The organism is Prevotella ihumii, from assembly GCF_900155655.1.
Lineage (GTDB): Bacteria > Bacteroidota > Bacteroidia > Bacteroidales > Bacteroidaceae > Prevotella > Prevotella ihumii.
This window is the reverse complement of record NZ_LT706987.1, coordinates 2191137-2210209: the sequence shown is the minus strand read 5'-3', so window position 1 is coordinate 2210209 and position 19073 is coordinate 2191137. Positions and strand designations below refer to the sequence as shown.

Genomic DNA, 19073 nt, shown 5'->3' with positions numbered 1-19073 from the left:
AATGGCAGGTTTTGTTTTTATAAAGCAACATGACGCTATGCAATGTGGAGCAGCATGCTTAGTAATGTTATGCCATTTCTATGGCAAAAAATATTCTCTACAACAAATATCAAAGAGCTTAGAAAGTTCAAAAGGTGGAGTTTTTATGTATGATATTAGTGAACTAGCAAAAAAATAGGATTAAAATGTAATGTAAGCATCCAATATTAGCCGCCTTTCACACCAACAAATAACCCTTATATGCTGCCAGACATATAAGGGTTATTTGTTATTTGAAGTTTGAAGGTAGCATTTTCGTGAGTTCCGTAAGCATCCAATATTAGCCGCCTTTCACACCAATAAATAACCCTTATATGTCTGGCAGCATATAAGGGTTATTTGTTATTTGAAGTTTGAAGGTAGCATTTTCGTGAGTTCCTCCTCCGTCATATCTAGCAGGGGCCTTGAAAGAACTTCCTTCATCCATTTGTATGGCTCTATGTCTGCTTCCCTGCAACACGCCATGAAGGTATAGAAGATGGCGTTGTTCTCCGCTCCCTCATTGTTACCACAGAACAGGTAGTTCTTTCTTCCAAGCGTGATGGGTCTGATGGCCTGTTCCATGAGGTTGTTGTCTACGTTGAAGCGTCCGTCCTGCACATACCTGCCAATGCGTATCCATACGGCGAAGGCATAACGCAGTGCCTTCTCCATGGCTTCGCCTGGGGTGTACTGTTTGTGTACATCNAGCTCAGCATCCTTATCCTTGAGCTCAGCATCCTTATCCTTGAGCTCAGCATCCTTATCCTTGAGCTCAGCATCCTTATCCTTGAGCTCAGCATCCTTATCCTTGAGCTCAGCATCCTTATCCTTGAGTTGAGTATCCTTGTTCTTAAGCTCAGCATCCTTGTTCTTGAGTTGAGTATCCTTGTTCTTAAGCTCAGCATCCCTTTGCTCAAGAAGTTTAACAACAGCTTCCCGAGTGAGAGAATGGTAGTCAGATGTCATTGTGCAATAAGGCATATCCATCACATTATCAGTTCTTTATACGATGTAAAATTACAAAAAATATCTGACACTGGCAAGAAAATACTAAGATTTATTGTATCTTTTTCTTCGGTAGCAATTAGGATTTATACCTTCAATATAGAGTACCAATTCGTCCCAGCGAAGTTCATAAAATCCAGCTCTCGCCCGTATGATTTTAGGACTTAGGCAACCCTGTGCCATCTGTTTATGATACACGACAAAACCACAGCGTTCCCAGTGCAGCAATTTAATTCGGTTACGGGATCGATTGTAGAAAACGTAGACAACACCATCAGAAGGATTGAAGTCATTGCGGCGTACCAATTGGGACAGGCGAAGGATACCCTGACGCATGTCCACAGGAGTGCAACAAACCCGAAAAACATTTGTTTCGTTGAGTACAAACATAAGTTTTTCGGGCAAAGGTAGTAAAGCAAGAATGTTACACAAAGGCGGCTAATATTGGATGCTTACCTTGAAATTCCTCTTTTATATCAGTTGCATCAAATGGGCAACCTTTGGACAGCAGAGATTGGTAGGCTGCTTGGACGGATAGCAGCAGACTTTCCAATCTGGCATTCACTTCCACTGCCTCACGACTCTTTCCGTCCATTCTGCTTTCACGGGGATTCCACAAATCGGGGTTGCAAGACAGTTTGCAACTGAACTGTGCAATACTCCTTCCAAGCGTGATACGTCCCATGATTGGAGCCTTTCCCGACTTGTCCATACCGCTCTTTTTGAGGTAGAGCAACACCTTCATCTTTTCTGTTTGCATACGCTTTAATTTTTATGGGCAAAGTTACCCGAATTAAAGCGTTCCTCACTTATGCAGAAAACTGCCGACCAAAGCAACAAACACACGAACCAAATAATTTCAGTTACCTATATCTGCATTTCGTTACCTATTCCCAATCTTGGTAATGATTTAGTAACTGAACTTCTGCTTAAATCCGCACTTTCCTGCCTTTTACGAATAGATCATTTTTATGCAAATCATTTCATATCCTGCTCATTATCAATCAGTTTACACAAACTTAGATTTATCTTCATTTTCCTTGATTAGTTGCAACTCAAACATATATGTTTTGCACCGTCAAAGTTGAACTTTGGCAGCCTCATCGTTCGGCTATCATTGATGAACAAATGAGGTTTGGAAAAACAGAACAATAAAATCTTGCACTCAACAAGTAAGGCGTAAGAAGTTTCAAAACAAAAATATTTTACACCAACTGTTTATTTTTTTGGATAAAATTCACGATATTTAAAATAAAAACGATAAATTTGCCAAATAGATTTAACAAACAAGCAAAAACTCGTCTAATAAACTTTATCACGTAATGACTATATGAAGAAAATTCTCACATCAATTGTCGCACTGCTCGCCATAGTTAGTGGAGCTTCGGCAATGCCTATCAACAAGGCTACAGCACTGAAGAAGGCAACAACATTCTTGCAACATAAAGGCAAGAAAGTAATTACCCCTAAGTTGGCCTACACTGCCAAAGCCCCCAGCAGGTACAGTAGTTTTACCCCCTACTATGTTTTTAATGCCGAAAATAACAATGGTTTTGTTATCATCGCAGGCGACGACAATGTATCAGAGGTGTTAGGCTATAGCGACAAAGGCTCGTTCGACACCACTCATCTGCCCGACAACATTCAGAGCTTTTTGGAAGCCTTGGCAGCTGAGGTTACTATAATGAGCAAGGCTACCCCTAATGCTGCTCGTGCAAAAATGCCTGCTATGAATGTGGCACAAACCCCTATTAAGCCCCTTCTTACAGCCGTATGGAACCAAGGAGCACCCTACAATCTGCTATGTCCTACCCATCAAGGCAAGCGATGCCCATCGGGATGTGTAGCAACAGCAATGGCACAAGTGATGTACAAGTATAAGTGGCCAGCACAAACCACAGCTACCATACCTTCGTACATCTGCTATTTCAGCAAGACCGACTCGGTTATTCGCCCTGAAATTCCAGCCAATAGCCCTATCGACTGGAACAATATGGTGGACGACTATCGTATGACCCAAAACCAAGAGAGCCGCACAGCTATTTCAAAACTAATGTCGTACCTCGGCACAGCTGTAACAATGAGCTACTCTAAAGATGGTTCAGGCGCATCAGACAATTCCATTGCCCCTGCATTGAAACACTATTTCAACTACGATGCACGCACCATTCAGCGCGAAAACTACCCGTTGGACAAGTATGAAGAGGTGCTTTATAACGAACTTAAAGCTGGTCGACCCATTATTCTCTGTGGACACTCTACAGGAGGTGGTCATTGCTTTGTTATTGACGGACACGATGGCAACGGACTATTTCACGTAAACTGGGGTTGGGGTGGCGATAGCAATGGCTACTTTAAGGTTTCTATTCTCAATCCTAACAATATGAGTGGGATAGGCGCAAGTTCTTCGCCAGATGGTTACGCTATGAGCCAAACAGCCACATTAGGTATTGAGCCCAACACCGATAATATAGCTACACCCGACCAATTGCAAACCTATATGATGGATGCGTGGGATGACTCGATAGCTATTTCGGCGTGGAACTATACGGGCGTTACCCACTCGTGGGATATAGCCTTGGCCATTCAGCAAGCCGATGGCGAACTAAAATTGGTAAGCGACATCTACTCGGAAGACAATGTAGGCAACTATTATGGGTGGCAATGGTTGACTTTCAAGCTGACAAATATCCCTATGGAAGCAGGCGTTTACAACGTGATGGCTGTCAATCGTGTAAAAGGTACTCAAGCGTGGTTGTGCGAACCATACGATGTGGCACAGGTTACACGTGGCGAAGATGGGTCGATGAAGGTTAGCTATGAATCTATAGCATCGCCATCGGGCATCACAGTAGACAACATATCTTGCACTGGAACACACTTCAATAAGCAGTGGCAAACGGTGAAGTTTAGGGTGAACAACAGAAAAGCATTAGACAAGTATACTAATCTGTATCTCTTTGCAAGCACAAGTTCAGTAAAAGGAAGATACAAGTCGAAAACTACTCCTTCGCTACGTCCTAACGAATCGCAAGAAGTAACAATGGAATTTCTTCCAAAAGTAAAAGGCACTTATAAGATATGGATTGCGTCCGACTATCAGGGCAAATATGTATTGGGCGAAACTACGGTAGACATTATAGACAAACCTGCTGAAGATATGCTTGAAAACCACTTTATTGTGCAAGACCTATCTGCCGAAAGCACTGTGTACGGCAATAGCATTATGGGCACAATGAACGTAAAGAACAATGGAAACATGTATGACGGCTATGCCTATGTGGTGCTCTATGTGCCTTCAGGCGATAACTGGAAAGGCGTGTATGAATGGTACAACCATCTATCACTCAAAAAAGATGAAACAGGAAAGGTAGACTTCGATTTCGATGGATTGAAACCCGGCAAGTATCTCCTCGTAGGATTTAACGGAGACGAACAACTAAAAGCCCAACTTGTTGTCAATGTGGAGCAAGGATACACCTACTATCGTGCAGACGGAACTCGGCGTGGACAACCAATTACTACACCTATCGTTGTGCCCGAAGAAGCTGTGGCAGTAGACTTGACCCAAGGCGACATCACAAGGGTGCAGCCTAATAGCAATCCTAACACCTTATATTATAGTAAGGTGGCTGCAACCAACGAAAACGGACTTGCCAATAAGAACGTAATTGTAAACGATGTGGCTGACAACATTACGCTAAACGATGCCTACGGATATGCGTGCCCAATGAGCTTTACAGCCAACAACATCACTTATACACGCATACCAAGAATGGCTACAGCTGACGGAAAGAGCGGATACGAAGCCCTTAGTTTGCCATTTAATGCTACATCAATAAGTTCGGAAAATAAAGAGTTGGCATGGTACACATCGTCTACCGATACCAATAAAGACTTTTGGCTAATGGAGATGGCTAACTTCTACAAAGACAACCTTATATTCAATTATGCAGAAAGTCAGTTTGTAGCCAACCGTCCATACATTATGGCAGTGCCCGAAGCACTGAAAAACAAAGAAATAGTATTCCGTGCAAGCAATGTTAAGATGGAAACCAATGCCGACTTTATATGTGCTTCTTCGCTCCCAATATGTAGCTTCCAAGGCGTAATGATGCAACAAAATGTGGCAAAAAGCTATACCATCAATACCGAGGGAACAAAGTTTGTATATGCTGAAAACAATACCATAAACCCATTCCGCGCATACGTATTGAGCAAAATTTCGAACACAAGTCCACTCGTCATTGCAGTAGATTTTGACGCAACACTTATTCAAGGTATTCAAAAAGACAAAAACAATACCAACGAAATAAAAACGACGTACAACCTAAATGGTAAAAGAATGGCTTCAAAGATGGTCAACCAAAAAGGCGTCTATATCATTAACGGAAAGAAAACTATTGTAAGATAAACACAAAACACATACGCAAAAAAAAGCGTAATTCTACTTTTAAAAAGTACGAATTACGCTTTTTTTTGTTTTTAAGCCCTTTTACTTCCCCTTTTTTACTACCTTTGTAGCCTAAATATCAAAACAATTTAAAATCAATGGGAAAACTTATCGTAAACAGCTATGATGAAATGGCATCGCATTTGGGTCAAAAGCTTGGCGAAAGCGAATGGCTATTGGTAGACCAAGAACGAATAAACCTATTCGCAGATGCAACTTTAGACCATCAATGGATTCATATTGATGAAAAGAAAGCAGCGGAGGAAAGTCCATACAAAAGCACCATCGCACACGGCTACCTCACACTCTCGCTCCTTCCATATATGTGGAACCAAATCATCGAGGTAAACAACCTCAAGATGATGGTGAACTATGGAATGGACGATATGCGCTTTGGCAAGCCAGTACTTACAGGCTCACGCATACGACTTGTAACCACATTGGCAAAAATAGAAAATCTTAGAGGCATTTGCAAGACGGCTATAAGATTTCAAATAGAAATAGAAGGTGAGAAAAAACCTGCACTTGAAGGCACAGCCACCTTCTTATACTACTTTAACGCATAAAAAAACGAGCGGAAAACGCTACAAACCTGTTTTTAAGATAAAAAAACTATACCCCATATAAACTAACATTTATATTAATTAAAACAAAGTAATGAACAAAAATCTACTGAAATCATTGATGGCAGTGATGATGCTAAGCGTTAGTTTCGGCGCACACGCTATCAAAAGAGAACAACTTGCAGAGTATGCAAAAACATTAAAAGGTAAATCGAAAAAAGAATTGAAAGATGCTATTTTCAATCTTAAAAAACCTAAAACACCAGAATATGGAAAAGGAACAAATAGTACTTGGGAGGCATTTTGGACAACAGACCGTGTAGTAGGAACTACTAAATGCGTAAATAGATACAGCGATTTAGAGTTCTTTTTTGAAAGTAGCACTATAAATCCACGTAAAAGCATTCCTGGAACTAACATAGAGCACTCTATGCCAAAGAGTTGGTGGGGAGAAGGGAAGAAACCAAAGACTATGCCTGCACGCGACTTGCATCACCTTTATCCATCGGGCAAGACTGATAACACCAGAAAGAATAATCACCCAATGGCAGAAGTAACTCAAGAAACAGGGGCTACTACTATTGGCCAATTCAAATTTGGCAAAGGTATGGTTGATAACAAAATGACAACTTGCTGGGAGCCAAATGACAAATACAAAGGTGACTTTTGCCGTGCTTATATGTATATGGCTACAATCTATCAAGATAAAACTTGGCAAAACAAAGGACTTACAACCTTAACCAATGATTCTTGGAAAGAATTTAAAGATTGGGCTATTGATCTTTATATGAGATGGAGTCGCAATGACAGAGTAGATGATTTAGAAATTGTACGTAACAACGAAGTTTACAAAATACAAGGAAACCGCAATCTCTTTATCGATTACCCTAACCTTGCTGAATATATTTGGGGTGATAGCGTTGACTTTGACCCTGCTACATCTCTCACTACAGCTGAAGACGACCCACGTTATCGCAACCAAGTTGCACCTGCTGTTGACGCACCTACAATGAATCCAGGTAGTGGAACATACACAGAGCCTATTGATGTAGAAATCAAGGGTTCATCAGATGATGTAAAGATTTACTATACGATTGATGGTACGAACCCAACAACAGCAAGTACACCATATACAACTGCTATCCACATAGATAAGACAACAACATTGAAGGCTATCGCAGTGAAAGGCAGCGAAGTAAGCCATACAACAACGGCTGTTTATACATTTGGTACTGAAACCAATTCGTACAAATTTAAGCTATTGGAAGGTGAAGTGAAAGAGGGACTCAACTATATCATCGTTATAGACAAAGACGGACTGAAAGCTGCCCTCCCAATGAAGCCCCAAAAAGGTCAAAAGTATGGCTATTTGCCAACAGAGAGTGTTGAAAAGTCTGAAAGTGTTGTAATTGTTAAGAATAATAAGGTATTCTATAACTTCGAATCTGTAGCAGGTGGCTATAAGATTAAAGACGCAGACAACAACTACATCTATCAAGAAGATAAGCACGCATCGTTTAATGTGACAACAGACGGCTCGCAAGCTGATGTATGGACAGTGACAAAGAATACTGACGGCACATACAGCATCAAGGCTAACGACAGTGGTAATGTAATAATGTACAATACAAAGTATAAAACATTTGCCAACTACTCAACACAACCTAAGGAGCAGTCGCTCTTCCCTATGCTTTACGAACAAATACCAGTTGCTAATGGTATTGAAACCGTAGAAGTAACTGCTGAAAAGCGTGTAAAGAAGGGCATCTACAACCTCCAAGGTGTGAAGATGGACGAAGGTGTAAAACTCCCAAGCGGTATCTATATCGTTAACGGAAAGAAGATTGTGGTAAGATAAAATACCAAACGTTTTGGTAACATTCCAAAGCATTTGAAACCTAAAAGGGCTGACAAACGTGTGAGAAACCTCACAGGTTGTCAGCCCTTTCTATATGGGTAATGGCCTGAAATAAGTATTTTTAAGAATTACTATTGACCGATTTTGTACGTATTATTTCCCTTTCTCAGTAATTTTATGTAAGTTTGCACTTATAAGATTAAAAACTTAAAAACCAAAAGTATGATTAAAGAATATATTAACGACAATCAAGAACGCATCTTAGAAGAACTCTTCAGCTTGATACGCATACCAAGCGTGAGCGCACAACCAGAGAAGCACGGCAAAGATATGATACGCTGTGCAGAACGATGGAAGGAACTGCTCCTTATGGCTGGTGTCGACAAAGCCGAAATTATGCCTACTGAGGGCAACCCTGTAGTATATGGTGAGAAAATCATCGACCCAGCAGCAAAGTAAGCATCCAATATTAGCCGCCTTTGTGTAACATTCTTGCTTTACTACCTTTGCCCGAAAAACTTATGTTTGTACTCAACGAAACAAATGTTTTTCGGGTTTGTTGCACTCCTGTGGACATGCGTCAGGGTATTCTTCGCCTGTCCCAATTGGTACGCAGCAATAACTTCAATCCTTCTGATGGTGCTGTCTACGTTTTCTACAATCGATCCCGTAACCGAATTAAATTGCTGCACTGGGAACGCTGTGGTTTTGTCGTCTATCATAAACAGATGGCACAGGGTTGCCTGAGTCCTAAAATCATACGGGCGAGAACTGGATTTTATGAACTTCGCTGGGACGAATTGGTACTCTATATAGAGGGTATAAATCCTAATTGCTACCGAAGAAAAAGATACAATAAATCTTAGTATTTTCTTGCCAGTGTCAGATATTTTTTGTAACTTTACATCGTATAAAGAACTGATAATGTGATGGATATGCCTTATTGCACAATGACATCTGACTACCATTCTCTCACTCGGGAAGCTGTTGTTAAACTTCTTGAGCAAAGGGATGCTGAGCTTAAGAACAAGGATACTCAACTCAAGAACAAGGATGCTGAGCTTAAGATTAAGGATGCTGAGTTGGAACGAAAGTCCCGTCGTATTCTTGAACTTGAGCGCATGGTATTTGGCAGGCGCAGCGAGAAACGCTTGCCTGAGAGTGCAAGCGGCTGGGCGGGTACGCTTTTTGACGAGCAGTGGGCCAAAGAGGGTTCCCTGGCTCAGGTGGAAGCCCTTCCCATCATCAAGGAGATAAAACAGCAGGCCGGACAACGCAGGTCATCACGCCGTGTGAGCCGTCCTTCCAGAAAGGGTAGAGCCTACGCCTCCTATGTTCCCGAGAATATAGAGCGACAGGTGACGGAGATATATCCAGAGGGTTATGACGCTGAGCGCATGGTCATCATCGGGCATGACAGGAGCGAGCATCTGTGCCTGCGTCCCTCATCCTTTTATGTCAGGGTGGAGGACCGTGTCATCTGCCGTCTGAAGGAAGCCCGGCCAACGGATGCGAAGGTTGACATCCTGGAAGCCCCCTTGAAAAAGCAAGCGGTGGATTGTTTTGCCGACGCTTCCCTGCTCGCCGAAATCATCACCGCCAAGTTCGCCTATCACCAGCCCGAGTATAGGCAATGTGAAAGATGGAAGGAACTGGGCGTGAACATCCCCACCTCAACCGTCAACAGTTGGGTTCACGATGCCGCCGATGCACTTTATCCACTTTACAAACTTCAAGTAAGCCAGATCCTGCAAAGTCCTTATCTTCAAGTTGACGAGACCAGCGTACAGGTTGCCGACCGCAAGGGAAAGACGCGCAAGGGATACTTGTGGGGCGTGCGTGACGCCATGCACTCCCAGGGTGTGTTCTTCCATTGGAAGGGCGGGTCGCGGTCGGGCGCTGTGGCAGATGAGCTCTTCAAGGGCTACCAGGGTGCCATACAGTCTGACGGGTATGAGGTCTACAGCAGGTTTGAGAACGTTCAGGGCATCGTGCTGTTAGGATGTATGGCACACGTGAGACGTAAGTTCGAACATCTGGCGGCTGACGATAAGAACGCCGCCCATATCATCGAAACGATAGCCACGCTTTATGAGTTGGAGGAAAACCTCAAACACAAGAAAGCACCACCCGAGGAAGTGGAGACAGAACGAAAGGCTAAAGCTTACCCCATTCTTAAGTATTTGGAGACCTATATGTTGGATGTACACAAACAGTACACCCCAGGCGAAGCTATGGAGAAGGCACTGCGTTATGCCTTCGCCGTATGGATACGCATTGGCAGGTATGTGCAAGACGGACGCTTCAACATAGACAACAACCTCATGGAACAGGCCATCAGACCCATCACGCTTGGAAGAAAGAACTACCTGTTCTGTGGTAACAATGAGGGAGCAGAGAACAACGCCATCTTCTATACCTTCATGGCGTGTTGCAGGGAAGCAGACATAGAGCCATACAAATGGATGAAGGAAGTTCTTTCAAGACCCCTGCCGGACATGACGGAGGAGGAACTCATTAAAATGCTACCTTCAAACTTCAAATAACAAATAACCCTTATATGCTGCCAGACATATAAGGGTTATTTGTTGGTGTGAAAGTCGGCTAATATTGGATGCTTACGCAGCAAAGACCATTCTCATTTATGGCCACTACGATGTAATGCCTGCCGAGCCATTCGAACTTTGGAAGAGCGAACCATTCGAACCAGAAGTGCGCGATGGTCATATTTGGGCACGCGGTGCTGATGATGATAAGGGACAATCATTCATTCAGGCAAAGGCTTTCGAGTATGTTACAAAGAACAACTTGCTAAAACATAACGTGAAGTTTATCCTCGAAGGCGAAGAAGAAATTGGCTCTCCAAGCCTTAGCACTTTCTGTTCTGAAAATAAAGAGTTGCTCAAGAGCGATGTTATTCTTGTATCAGATACAAGTATGTTGGCAGCCGATCTCCCATCATTGACCACAGGTCTTCGTGGTTTGGCTTACTGGCAGATAGAAGTAACTGGTCCTAATCACGACCTTCACTCAGGACACTTCGGTGGTGCAGTAGCAAATCCTATCTATGAGCTTTGTAAGATGATAACCAATTGCTTGGACGCTGACGGTCGTATCACCTTCCCAGGCTTCTATGACGATGTAGAAGATGTGCCCGAAAACGAACGCAAGATGGTGGCACAGATACCTTTCAACGAGGAAGCTTACAAGAAGTCGCTTGATGTAGAAGAGCTTTTCGGCGAAAAGGGTTACAGCACTATCGAGCGTAACGGTTTCCGCCCATCATTCGACGTTTGCGGTATATGGGGCGGTTATCAAGGCGAAGGCTCTAAAACCGTTATTCCTTCAAAGGCATACGCTAAGATTTCGTGCCGCCTTGTGCCACACCAAGATCACGAAAAGATAGCAAAATTGGTAGTAGACCACCTTACAAAGGTAGCTCCAAAGACTATAAAGGTAAACGTACAGTCGCTCCACGGCGGTCAAGGCTACGTGTGCCCTATCGACCTTCCTGCATATCAGGCAGCTGAACGTGGTTTCGAAAAGGCTTTCGGCAAGCGTCCTTTGGCTGTTCGCCGTGGTGGTAGTATTCCTATCATCTCAACCTTTGAGAAGATACTCGGTGTAAAAACTGTGCTTATGGGCTTCGGCTTAGAGTCGAACGCTATCCACTCTCCAAACGAAAATATGTCATTGGACATCTTCTGGAAGGGCATTGAAGCAGTTATCAACTTCCACCAAGAGTTCGATCAATTGTAACATCATAACATAAAAAAGGGTCTTCCAAAATTTGAATATTGATACATCCATCACTTCAAATTCTTGATAAACCATAAAAAGTTAGATATTTGTAAAGGAAACATCGTGCTTGAGCACTTCCTTTATGAATGTCTAACTTCTTTTTTATCTATACTTACCCGTTGGCGGAATTAGTTACGAGCGCATTTAACCCAAATCGGTCGTTAGACAAGTCAGACCAGTCGGACTTGTCGGACTAGTCGGACACGTCCGACTGGTCTAACGACCGATTTGGGTTTAATTATCACAAGGCTTGTTCTTTATGTTGAAGCAATCGAAGGGATTTCCCCTATAGAAACGTTAAAAAGCCCTATATAAAAGAGGTAATCGGGTATTTTTTAGTAACTTTGTTCAATTAAAGCATTGAATAAAAATATGAAAAAACTTATTATAGCACTTTTGGTTTGTCTCCCATTCAGCCTTTGGGCACAAACTCCGCTCACGCCCGAACAGCAGGTAGAGCAGGCTGAACGCCAATTGGAGCAGGCAAAAGCTGCCTTAGAAGCTGCAAAGAAAAAGGCTGAAGAGGCGAAAAATGATGCAAAAACAAAACAAAAAAATAAAGACAAAGAGCAGAAAACTGAAGTCGCACCCAAGTGGACACAACCCATAGCAGAGACTAAAACAGACAAGAAAACTGCTGTCAAAGCAAAAGAAAACACACAAAACGAAGCATATATCTGTGAAGGAGCTGTACCCATTGAGGGCGAAGAGGTAGTGTGGCGAACTACTATCGGTGCACCAGGGCGTTCGGCAGACGATATTTACAACATCGTTACCAACTATCTTAACAACTTGATAGCAGAAGAAAATCAAGAAAAAGAGAGCAAGATTGCTTTGGTAAATATAGATGAACACGGCATTATTGCTACAATGAAAGAACGCCTAACCCTTTCAAAAAACGGAGCTTTTCAAAATATCACAAAATTAAATTATGTATTGGAATGTAAGTGTAACAAAGAGGCAGTTATGCTGACAATGCACCGCATTACTTACAATAACACTGACAATGGTAAAACAACAACCTACAGAGCGGAGGAACTCATTACAGACGAGAATGCACTGAACAGCAAACGAACACGACTAATGCCAATAACAGGCAAGTTTCGTAGAGCTACAATAGACAGAAAAAACGAGATATTCAACGGATTAATAACAGCTTTGAAACAATAAAACAATGAACCAAGAACTTCAAAATAGTACAGCTCGTCCACCTCGCAGACGAATGAATGAAAATCCCAAGACAGACCGCTTTAAGATGTTGCGTTGGTGGTTGAACGTTATTTTTATGCTCGGTGCAGTTGTCGGAGTAACGCTCTATCTCACCTTAGACAATCAGAATACGGGTATCATAGTTATTTTAGTTTCAATGGTTTTCAAATTCATTGAGGCAGCACTTCGACTAATGCGTTAATGAAGAAATATATTATAGCGTGTGCAATGTTATGGGTAGGCTTAACTTCCCTCTGTGCACAAGACATCAATGGTACAAATGATGATGGCACATTTGCGGCTGAAGGCTACTCTCCAAATAAAAGATTTGGGGTGTCTGACTCTATTCAAGGACAGCACAAGGAAGTGCCTAAGGGCATCAAGATGTGGACAATAGACGAGCGATTTGGCGACCGCATACCCACCCAACCCGACACGCTTTCGCACATGTATCAGAACACTGTGTTCAATACAGGTATGCGTGGCGAATACAACTCGTTGGGCAATCTTGGGTCGCCACGTATCAATCGCATCTTTATAGACCGTCCTACTATAGGCTCGGAGTTTTATTTCATCGACCCATACGATTTTGTTATCACCCCAACCGATAAGTTTAAATTTACATCTACTCTTTCGCCTATCACCAATCTCACCTACAATTCGGCAGGAAACAAGGTGAATGGGGAAGACTTCTTTAAGGCTTTCTTTGCCGTAAATGCTGGCAAACGATTGGGACTTGGCTTCAAGTTCGACTATCTCTATGGGCGTGGCTATTACAACAACCAGAGTGCATCGCACATTAATTATGGTATATGGGCTACCTACTTAGGCGAACGCTATCAAGCACATCTGCTCTTATCGCTCAACCATCAAAAGGTAGCTGAAAGTGGTGGTATAGCTAACGATGCTTATATCACTCACCCAGAGTCGTTTAGCGAAACTTTCGAAACCAGCGAAATACCTACAATGCTGCAAAAGAACTGGAACAGAAACGACAATCAACACGTGTTCTTCAACCATAAATACAGCCTTGGCTTCTATCGCAAAGTGCCAATGACCAAAGACGAAATAGAGGCTAAGAAGTTTGCTATTAAGGCAAAGAAGGAGGAACAAGAAAACAAAGCACGCGAAGAGGCTAAGAAACGAGCAGAAGAGAATGGCGACGAATTTGACGAAGAGGAATTTAAGCGCAGGCAGATACTCATTGGGCGTCCTGATGCTTTAGCTAATAAGGATAAAACAGCAACAAACGATTCCACAGAGCAATGGATAAAAGACGAGTATGTACCCGTTACAAGCTTTATTCATACCGTGAAGTTTGACCATTTTAAGCGCATTTATCAGGCATACGAAACACCTAAAAACTTCTATGCCAACAACTACTATTACCAATCTACTGCAGCAAGCGACAGCATATACGACCAAACAAAGCATTGGGCATTGAAAAATACGTTTGCTATTGCGCTGTTGGAAGGGTTTAACAAGTGGGCAAAGGCTGGACTAAAGGCATTTGTATCGCACGAACTACGCCATTACGAATTGCCACAGACCTACACAACGAACAATGCAGAGCCTAAAAACATCTTCGGAGGATATGAAAAGATAAATAAAAACGATATTTCCGTAGGTGGTCAGTTGCTAAAAACGGCGGGCAAAACCTTACACTATGATGTGGCAGCAGAAACGTGGGTAGCAGGCAACAGAGCAGGTCAGCTGCACATAGATGGACACGTTGATGTCAATTTCCCACTCTTTGGCGACACCGTACAATTGGCTACAACAGCGTTTTTCCATTGTAATACACCTTCATTCTATATGAGTGAGTTCCGCTCACGCCATTTCTCGTGGAGCAATAGTTTAGATAAAGAGCTTCACTCACGAATTTTGGGCGAATTTAGTTTGAAGAAAACAATGACAAAGTTGCGCGTTGGCTACGATATGTTGAAAAATCACACTTACTTCGGTGTACAAAACAATCGTGTACTTGCCGATAATAAGTACTCAATAGAAAATTATCAAGTAGCTGTACGTCAACACAAGGGAGCAATAAGTTTGTTTACCATTCAGTTGCAACAAGACTTGAAACTTGGAATGTTCAATTGGCAAAATGTTATTACATTGCAGAAATCGAGCAACGAAACAGTGCTCCCTACTCCATTGTTGAACATTTACAGCAATTTGTTCATAAAATTCAAGATTGCACGTGTGCTCAAATGCGACTTTGGTGCAGATTTGCGCTACTTCACCTCGTACTATGCCCCTGAATACCTCCAAGGTGTGGGTACATTTGGTATACAAGAGACAGAGGCAAGTCGCACAAAGATAGGCAATTACCCTATCGTAAACGTGTATGCCAACTTCCATTTGCAGAACACAAGGTTCTTCATTATGATGTCGCACATCAACCAAGGAAATGGCGGACAATATTTCTTTACGCCTCACCATCCACTCAACGAGCGCATTTTACGCCTTGGCGTGAGTTGGAACTTCTTTAATTAAATATTAAAGCGGCAACAAAGAAATAAAAATAAATGCAATAATAAAATAGAAAAAGCACTGCCCAAAAGTAGAATAGAAGAAACGATTAACAACCAATGGCAGAGGAAAGAGACATACTCAACGCAATGGAACAAAACGTTAAGACCAATTCGCTTAACGCTTGGATATTGGCTGCACGCCCTAAAACCCTTACAGGTGCAAGCGTTCCTGTAATGATTGGGGCGGCTATGGCGTACGTTGATGGTGGTGGATGGTCAGCCTTTCAGTGGCTTCCAGCTTTGCTTTGTTTTCTCTTTGCTTTCGTTATGCAGATAGATGCTAACTTTGTAAACGACTATTTCGATTGTCTCAAGGGCAATGATGATAGCGATACACGCCTCGGACCACGACGGGCTTGCAGCGAGGGCTGGATAACATTATCGGCAATGCGCAAAGGATTGGTTATCACAACGTTGCTTGCGTGCATCATAGGTCTACCGCTCGTCTATTATGGTGGGTGGGAAATGATTATTGTAGGTGTGCTTTGTGTGGCTTTTTGCTTCTTGTACACCACAAAGCTGTCGTACCTTGGCTTAGGAGATGTGCTTGTTTTGGTGTTTTTTGGTACCGTTCCCGTTTGCCTAACTTATTATGTGGTGATGCCTAAAGCCCTACAAGGTATTACGTGGCAAGTAGTTGTGGCTTCGATAGCTTGTGGGTTGGTAATTGATACCTTACTTGTGGTGAACAATTATCGCGACCGAGACAACGACAAGTTGGTAGGAAAGAATACGCTCATTGTACGTATAGGCGAGAAAAGAGCCGAGCAACTCTATGCAGTGTTAGGGCTTTTGGCTTGCAGCCTTATGTGGGGTATCTTCATTTTTTCAGATACCGACAAACCACAGTTGAGTATTTGCCTTCTCTTCTTTTATTTTCAGCTTCATATTACCACAGCAAATAAGATGAAAAAGATAAAGCAAGGCAAAGCATTGAACAAAGTATTAGGGCTCACTGCTCGAAATATGTTTGTTTTCGGACTGCTCACAACGGTGGGAATATTGATTTTAAATAGATAAGAAACTTATGGATAACAAGGTGAACTTAGACTTAATGGAATTTGTAGAACAGCAAATTCTACCGAGATATAACGCCTTCGGAAAGTCGCACGGCTTAGGTCACGTACAGCGTGTAATACACAATGCGCTCGAATTGGTTCAAACTACGGGTGCTGATATTAATATGGTGTACGTGGCAGCGGCTTATCACGACCTCGGAATGGAAGGACCTCGCGCAGTGCACCACATCACAAGTGGGAAGATACTCACTGCTGATGCACGACTAAAAAGATGGTTCTCTCCCGAACAAATTCGCATTATGAAGGAAGCGGTAGAGGACCATAGAGCCAGCAGTTCACGTGCCCCACGCAGCATTTACGGTAAGATTGTAGCGGAAGCCGACCGTGAATTAGAGCCTGAAATTGTATTTACACGCACCATTCTTTATGGGTTGGAAAACTATCCAGAGAAGAATGATGTCGAACAATGGCAACGTTTTAGAGACCATATACAAGAAAAATATAGCCGAAATGGTTATATTCGCCTTTGGATTCCTAACTCTCCAAATGCAAAACGTTTAGAAAGCATTCGCAAAATATATGAAAACGAAAGCGAACTAAAGAAGATTTTCGACAGAATTTATAAAGATATTAAGAATAAGGAGTAAAGAGAACAACTCCAAGAACAATTGATAAAAAGAATGACAAACGAAGAATTAATGCGCAGAGCAATAGAGCTCTCAAAAACAAGTGTACGCAATGGCGGCGGCCCATTTGGTGCTGTGATTGCTCGAGATGGTGAAATAATAGCTGAAGGCAGCAACAAGGTAACAATAGACAACGACCCTACTGCCCACGCAGAGGTATCTACTATTCGTGAAGCGTGCAAGAAATTGGGTACATTCGACCTAAGTGGTTGTGTGATTTACACCTCGTGCGAGCCTTGTCCAATGTGCTTTGGCGCAATCTATTGGGCACATTTAGAGAAGATTTACTATGCTAACGACCGCAAAGATGCAGGCAAAATAGGATTTGACGATGACTTTATTTATGAAGAAATAGCTATCCAACCCCAATATCGCAAGAAGCCTTCGGAAATATTATTGCGAAACGAAGCTATCGAAGCCTTCAAAATGTGGGAGCTGAAAGATGATAAGACAGAATATTAATCTGCAATAGCAAAGAAGAGAAAACAAATTATAAGGAGTTAAAGCGAGTATAAAAGAGACCTCCTTTAACTCCTAAAATACTTTTTTAACCTCTAACGAACAATCCTTCTTCTTACAAGCTAATTATTCCCGAAGATATTAAACCCAAATCGAACATTAGACCAGTTTAGGTGCTTACTTTATTACTTTTGAAACTTATGAGATGCCTTTTGCGATTATTTTGGCTTTATTTTACCTATATCTGCAATCACATAGCCCGCTATGCTCCTTTGATATATGCAAAATAAAGCCAAAATAATCGCAAAATACATTCTCATTCTAACGACCGATTTGGGATAAAAGGTAAAGCGATATGCCCACAACTGCAATGCCTATCACGATGCGAAACAAGCAGCTTGTGATGGCTTTGATAGCTTTTACACCAATGATGATAAGAGCAATGATGCACAAATAATAACCAATATTTTCCATTTCTACACGATTAACGCTTACTAAACAGCTTTCTAAAATTCATTGGAATAGGCGTATCAAACTCCATTGGCTGGTGTGTTATGGGGTGATAGAAACACAAAACATAAGCGTGCAAACACAAACGATGCAGTGGGTCGTCGCCATTGCCATACTTTATGTCGCCACAAACGGGATGGCTCATATCGGCAGAGTGGACACGTATTTGGTTTTTACGTCCTGTTTCCAACTTAAATTCTACCAACGAATGGGTATCGTTTCTATCTAAAAGACAAAAATGAGTTACAGCGTATTTGCCTCCATTGTCAACAGGCGAACTGTAGGTAACGTATGCTTTGTTATCCTTCAGCCAATTGGCTATTGTTCCTTGTTCTTCTTCCAACTGCCCACTCAGCACAGCTACGTAGCGACGGTCGTAAACTATGTTATGCCAATTACGCTCTAAGATTTGCTCTGTTTGCATATCCTTGGCATAAATCATCAGCCCTGAAGTATCTCTATCCAAGCGATGCACCACGTGAGCATTACATTTCTGGCGAGTTTTCTTAAAGTAATCGTCCAAAATGGTTTTCACATTGAGCGACGAATGTCCTGCTGCCATCGACAAAATACCAGGGTTCTTTTCCACCACCACAATGTATCTATCCTCATAAACTAACTTCAGGTGACGACTCTGAAACTTATCATTCTTCTTCGATGTGCTTATGGCTATCTTGTCGCCAGGTTTCAGCGCAAAATCGTATTGCGTCACCATACGCTTGTTCACCTTTATACCTCTATTCTGCAGCGTTGCCTTAATCTTAGACTTACTCTGCTTCACATTCTCAAGCAACCATTCTAACAATGGAGCTTCATTCTGTACAACCATATAGTCGTACTTATCTTTCTGTTGATAAAGATTTTGCTTTCTCATTCTTCTGCAAAGATACAATCTTTCGTTTATTCTACACCTCAATTGAGATTGAGTATTCTATTAATCATTGTTAATTGA

General features: G+C 42.1%; 16 protein-coding genes and 3 pseudogenes. 14 read left to right on the top strand and 5 right to left on the bottom strand.

The window, feature by feature from the left end; all coding sequences use genetic code 11:
* Position 1 precedes the first annotated feature (1 nt).
* Positions 2-178, top strand: coding sequence for a cysteine peptidase family C39 domain-containing protein (locus tag CZ367_RS09860; protein ID WP_077196726.1), 177 nt, complete (start codon positions 2-4; stop codon positions 176-178).
* A gap of 203 nt (positions 179-381) precedes the next feature.
* Here the strand turns inward: CZ367_RS09860 and CZ367_RS09855 are convergent, their stop codons facing one another.
* From CZ367_RS09855 to CZ367_RS09845, 3 genes and pseudogenes are all read right to left on the bottom strand, one after another.
* A complete protein-coding gene (locus CZ367_RS09855; RefSeq protein ID WP_237581673.1) occupies positions 382-987 on the bottom strand; it encodes an IS66 family transposase in 606 nt (201 codons plus the stop codon).
* A gap of 84 nt (positions 988-1071) precedes the next feature.
* Positions 1072-1416 (bottom strand): IS66 family insertion sequence element accessory protein TnpB, encoded by a 345-nt coding sequence (gene tnpB, locus CZ367_RS09850; protein ID WP_077196725.1) that lies wholly within the window; start codon positions 1414-1416, stop codon positions 1072-1074.
* Positions 1417-1480: 64 nt separating this feature from the next.
* Positions 1481-1786 (bottom strand): annotated as a pseudogene (locus CZ367_RS09845) (Arm DNA-binding domain-containing protein); the annotation flags it as partial.
* A 570-nt stretch (positions 1787-2356) separates the two neighbouring features.
* Between CZ367_RS09845 and CZ367_RS09835 the strand changes: the two are divergent.
* From CZ367_RS09835 to CZ367_RS09775, 13 genes and pseudogenes are all read left to right on the top strand, one after another.
* Entirely contained in the window at positions 2357-5440 is a 3084-nt protein-coding gene (locus CZ367_RS09835; RefSeq protein ID WP_077196723.1) for a C10 family peptidase, read from the top strand.
* Positions 5441-5577: 137 nt separating this feature from the next.
* Complete coding sequence (locus tag CZ367_RS09830) at positions 5578-6045, top strand: MaoC family dehydratase (RefSeq protein ID WP_077196722.1); 468 nt, start codon at positions 5578-5580, stop codon at positions 6043-6045.
* Positions 6046-6136: 91 nt separating this feature from the next.
* Positions 6137-7900 (top strand): endonuclease, encoded by a 1764-nt coding sequence (locus CZ367_RS09825; RefSeq protein ID WP_077196721.1) that lies wholly within the window; start codon positions 6137-6139, stop codon positions 7898-7900.
* A 222-nt stretch (positions 7901-8122) separates the two neighbouring features.
* A pseudogene (locus tag CZ367_RS09820) lies at positions 8123-8356 on the top strand (peptidase M20); the annotation flags it as partial.
* A gap of 65 nt (positions 8357-8421) precedes the next feature.
* Positions 8422-8766 carry an IS66 family insertion sequence element accessory protein TnpB gene (gene tnpB, locus CZ367_RS09815; RefSeq protein WP_077196720.1) on the top strand — a complete coding sequence of 115 codons (345 nt, stop codon included), beginning with the start codon at positions 8422-8424 and terminating at the stop codon, positions 8764-8766.
* 84 nt (positions 8767-8850) lie between these two features.
* Entirely contained in the window at positions 8851-10446 is a 1596-nt protein-coding gene (tnpC, locus tag CZ367_RS09810; protein ID WP_237581671.1) for an IS66 family transposase, read from the top strand.
* A 76-nt stretch (positions 10447-10522) separates the two neighbouring features.
* Positions 10523-11659 (top strand): annotated as a pseudogene (locus CZ367_RS09805) (dipeptidase); the annotation flags it as partial.
* 414 nt (positions 11660-12073) lie between these two features.
* Positions 12074-12871: a DUF4468 domain-containing protein gene (locus CZ367_RS09800; protein WP_077196718.1), complete on the top strand. Its 798-nt coding sequence runs from the start codon at positions 12074-12076 to the stop codon at positions 12869-12871.
* A 4-nt stretch (positions 12872-12875) separates the two neighbouring features.
* Positions 12876-13112, top strand: coding sequence for a hypothetical protein (locus CZ367_RS09795; protein ID WP_077196717.1), 237 nt, complete (start codon positions 12876-12878; stop codon positions 13110-13112).
* The gene (locus CZ367_RS09790) at positions 13112-15409 is read left to right on the top strand and encodes a putative porin (RefSeq protein ID WP_077196716.1); all 2298 of its coding nucleotides are present in this window, start codon (positions 13112-13114) and stop codon (positions 15407-15409) included. Before CZ367_RS09795 ends, CZ367_RS09790 begins: the two co-directional genes overlap by 1 nt.
* 95 nt (positions 15410-15504) lie before the next feature.
* Positions 15505-16467 (top strand): 1,4-dihydroxy-2-naphthoate octaprenyltransferase, encoded by a 963-nt coding sequence (menA, locus tag CZ367_RS09785; protein WP_077196715.1) that lies wholly within the window; start codon positions 15505-15507, stop codon positions 16465-16467.
* 7 nt (positions 16468-16474) lie between these two features.
* On the top strand, positions 16475-17113 hold the full coding sequence (locus CZ367_RS09780; protein WP_077196714.1) for an HD domain-containing protein: 639 nt from the start codon (positions 16475-16477) through the stop codon (positions 17111-17113).
* A gap of 33 nt (positions 17114-17146) precedes the next feature.
* The gene (locus CZ367_RS09775; protein WP_077196713.1) at positions 17147-17614 is read left to right on the top strand and encodes a nucleoside deaminase; all 468 of its coding nucleotides are present in this window, start codon (positions 17147-17149) and stop codon (positions 17612-17614) included.
* 318 nt (positions 17615-17932) lie between these two features.
* On the opposite strand, the gene CZ367_RS15940 is transcribed toward CZ367_RS09775, so the two are convergent.
* Together CZ367_RS15940 and CZ367_RS09770 are read right to left on the bottom strand one after the other, a co-directional pair.
* Positions 17933-18085: a hypothetical protein gene (locus CZ367_RS15940; RefSeq protein ID WP_202613124.1), complete on the bottom strand. Its 153-nt coding sequence runs from the start codon at positions 18083-18085 to the stop codon at positions 17933-17935.
* A gap of 10 nt (positions 18086-18095) precedes the next feature.
* Entirely contained in the window at positions 18096-18995 is a 900-nt protein-coding gene (locus CZ367_RS09770; protein ID WP_077196712.1) for an RluA family pseudouridine synthase, read from the bottom strand.
* Positions 18996-19073 lie beyond the last annotated feature (78 nt).

Bases quoted from the DNA above. Each gene is read 5' to 3' on its own strand.
- CZ367_RS09780 (WP_077196714.1), top strand. From the start codon at position 16,475: ATGGATAACAAGGTGAACTTAGACTTAATGGAATTTGTAGAACAGCAA.
- CZ367_RS09860 (WP_077196726.1), top strand. From the start codon at position 2: ATGGCAGGTTTTGTTTTTATAAAGCAACATGACGCTATGCAATGTGGA.
- CZ367_RS09790 (WP_077196716.1), top strand. From the start codon at position 13,112: ATGAAGAAATATATTATAGCGTGTGCAATGTTATGGGTAGGCTTAACT.
- CZ367_RS09770 (WP_077196712.1), bottom strand. From the start codon at position 18,995: ATGAGAAAGCAAAATCTTTATCAACAGAAAGATAAGTACGACTATATG.
- CZ367_RS09795 (WP_077196717.1), top strand. From the start codon at position 12,876: ATGAACCAAGAACTTCAAAATAGTACAGCTCGTCCACCTCGCAGACGA.
- CZ367_RS09775 (WP_077196713.1), top strand. From the start codon at position 17,147: ATGACAAACGAAGAATTAATGCGCAGAGCAATAGAGCTCTCAAAAACA.
- menA (WP_077196715.1), top strand. From the start codon at position 15,505: ATGGCAGAGGAAAGAGACATACTCAACGCAATGGAACAAAACGTTAAG.
- CZ367_RS09825 (WP_077196721.1), top strand. From the start codon at position 6,137: ATGAACAAAAATCTACTGAAATCATTGATGGCAGTGATGATGCTAAGC.
- CZ367_RS15940 (WP_202613124.1), bottom strand. From the start codon at position 18,085: ATGGAAAATATTGGTTATTATTTGTGCATCATTGCTCTTATCATCATT.
- CZ367_RS09835 (WP_077196723.1), top strand. From the start codon at position 2,357: ATGAAGAAAATTCTCACATCAATTGTCGCACTGCTCGCCATAGTTAGT.
- CZ367_RS09830 (WP_077196722.1), top strand. From the start codon at position 5,578: ATGGGAAAACTTATCGTAAACAGCTATGATGAAATGGCATCGCATTTG.
- tnpB (WP_077196720.1), top strand. From the start codon at position 8,422: ATGTTTGTACTCAACGAAACAAATGTTTTTCGGGTTTGTTGCACTCCT.
- CZ367_RS09800 (WP_077196718.1), top strand. From the start codon at position 12,074: ATGAAAAAACTTATTATAGCACTTTTGGTTTGTCTCCCATTCAGCCTT.
- tnpB (WP_077196725.1), bottom strand. From the start codon at position 1,416: ATGTTTGTACTCAACGAAACAAATGTTTTTCGGGTTTGTTGCACTCCT.
- tnpC (WP_237581671.1), top strand. From the start codon at position 8,851: ATGACATCTGACTACCATTCTCTCACTCGGGAAGCTGTTGTTAAACTT.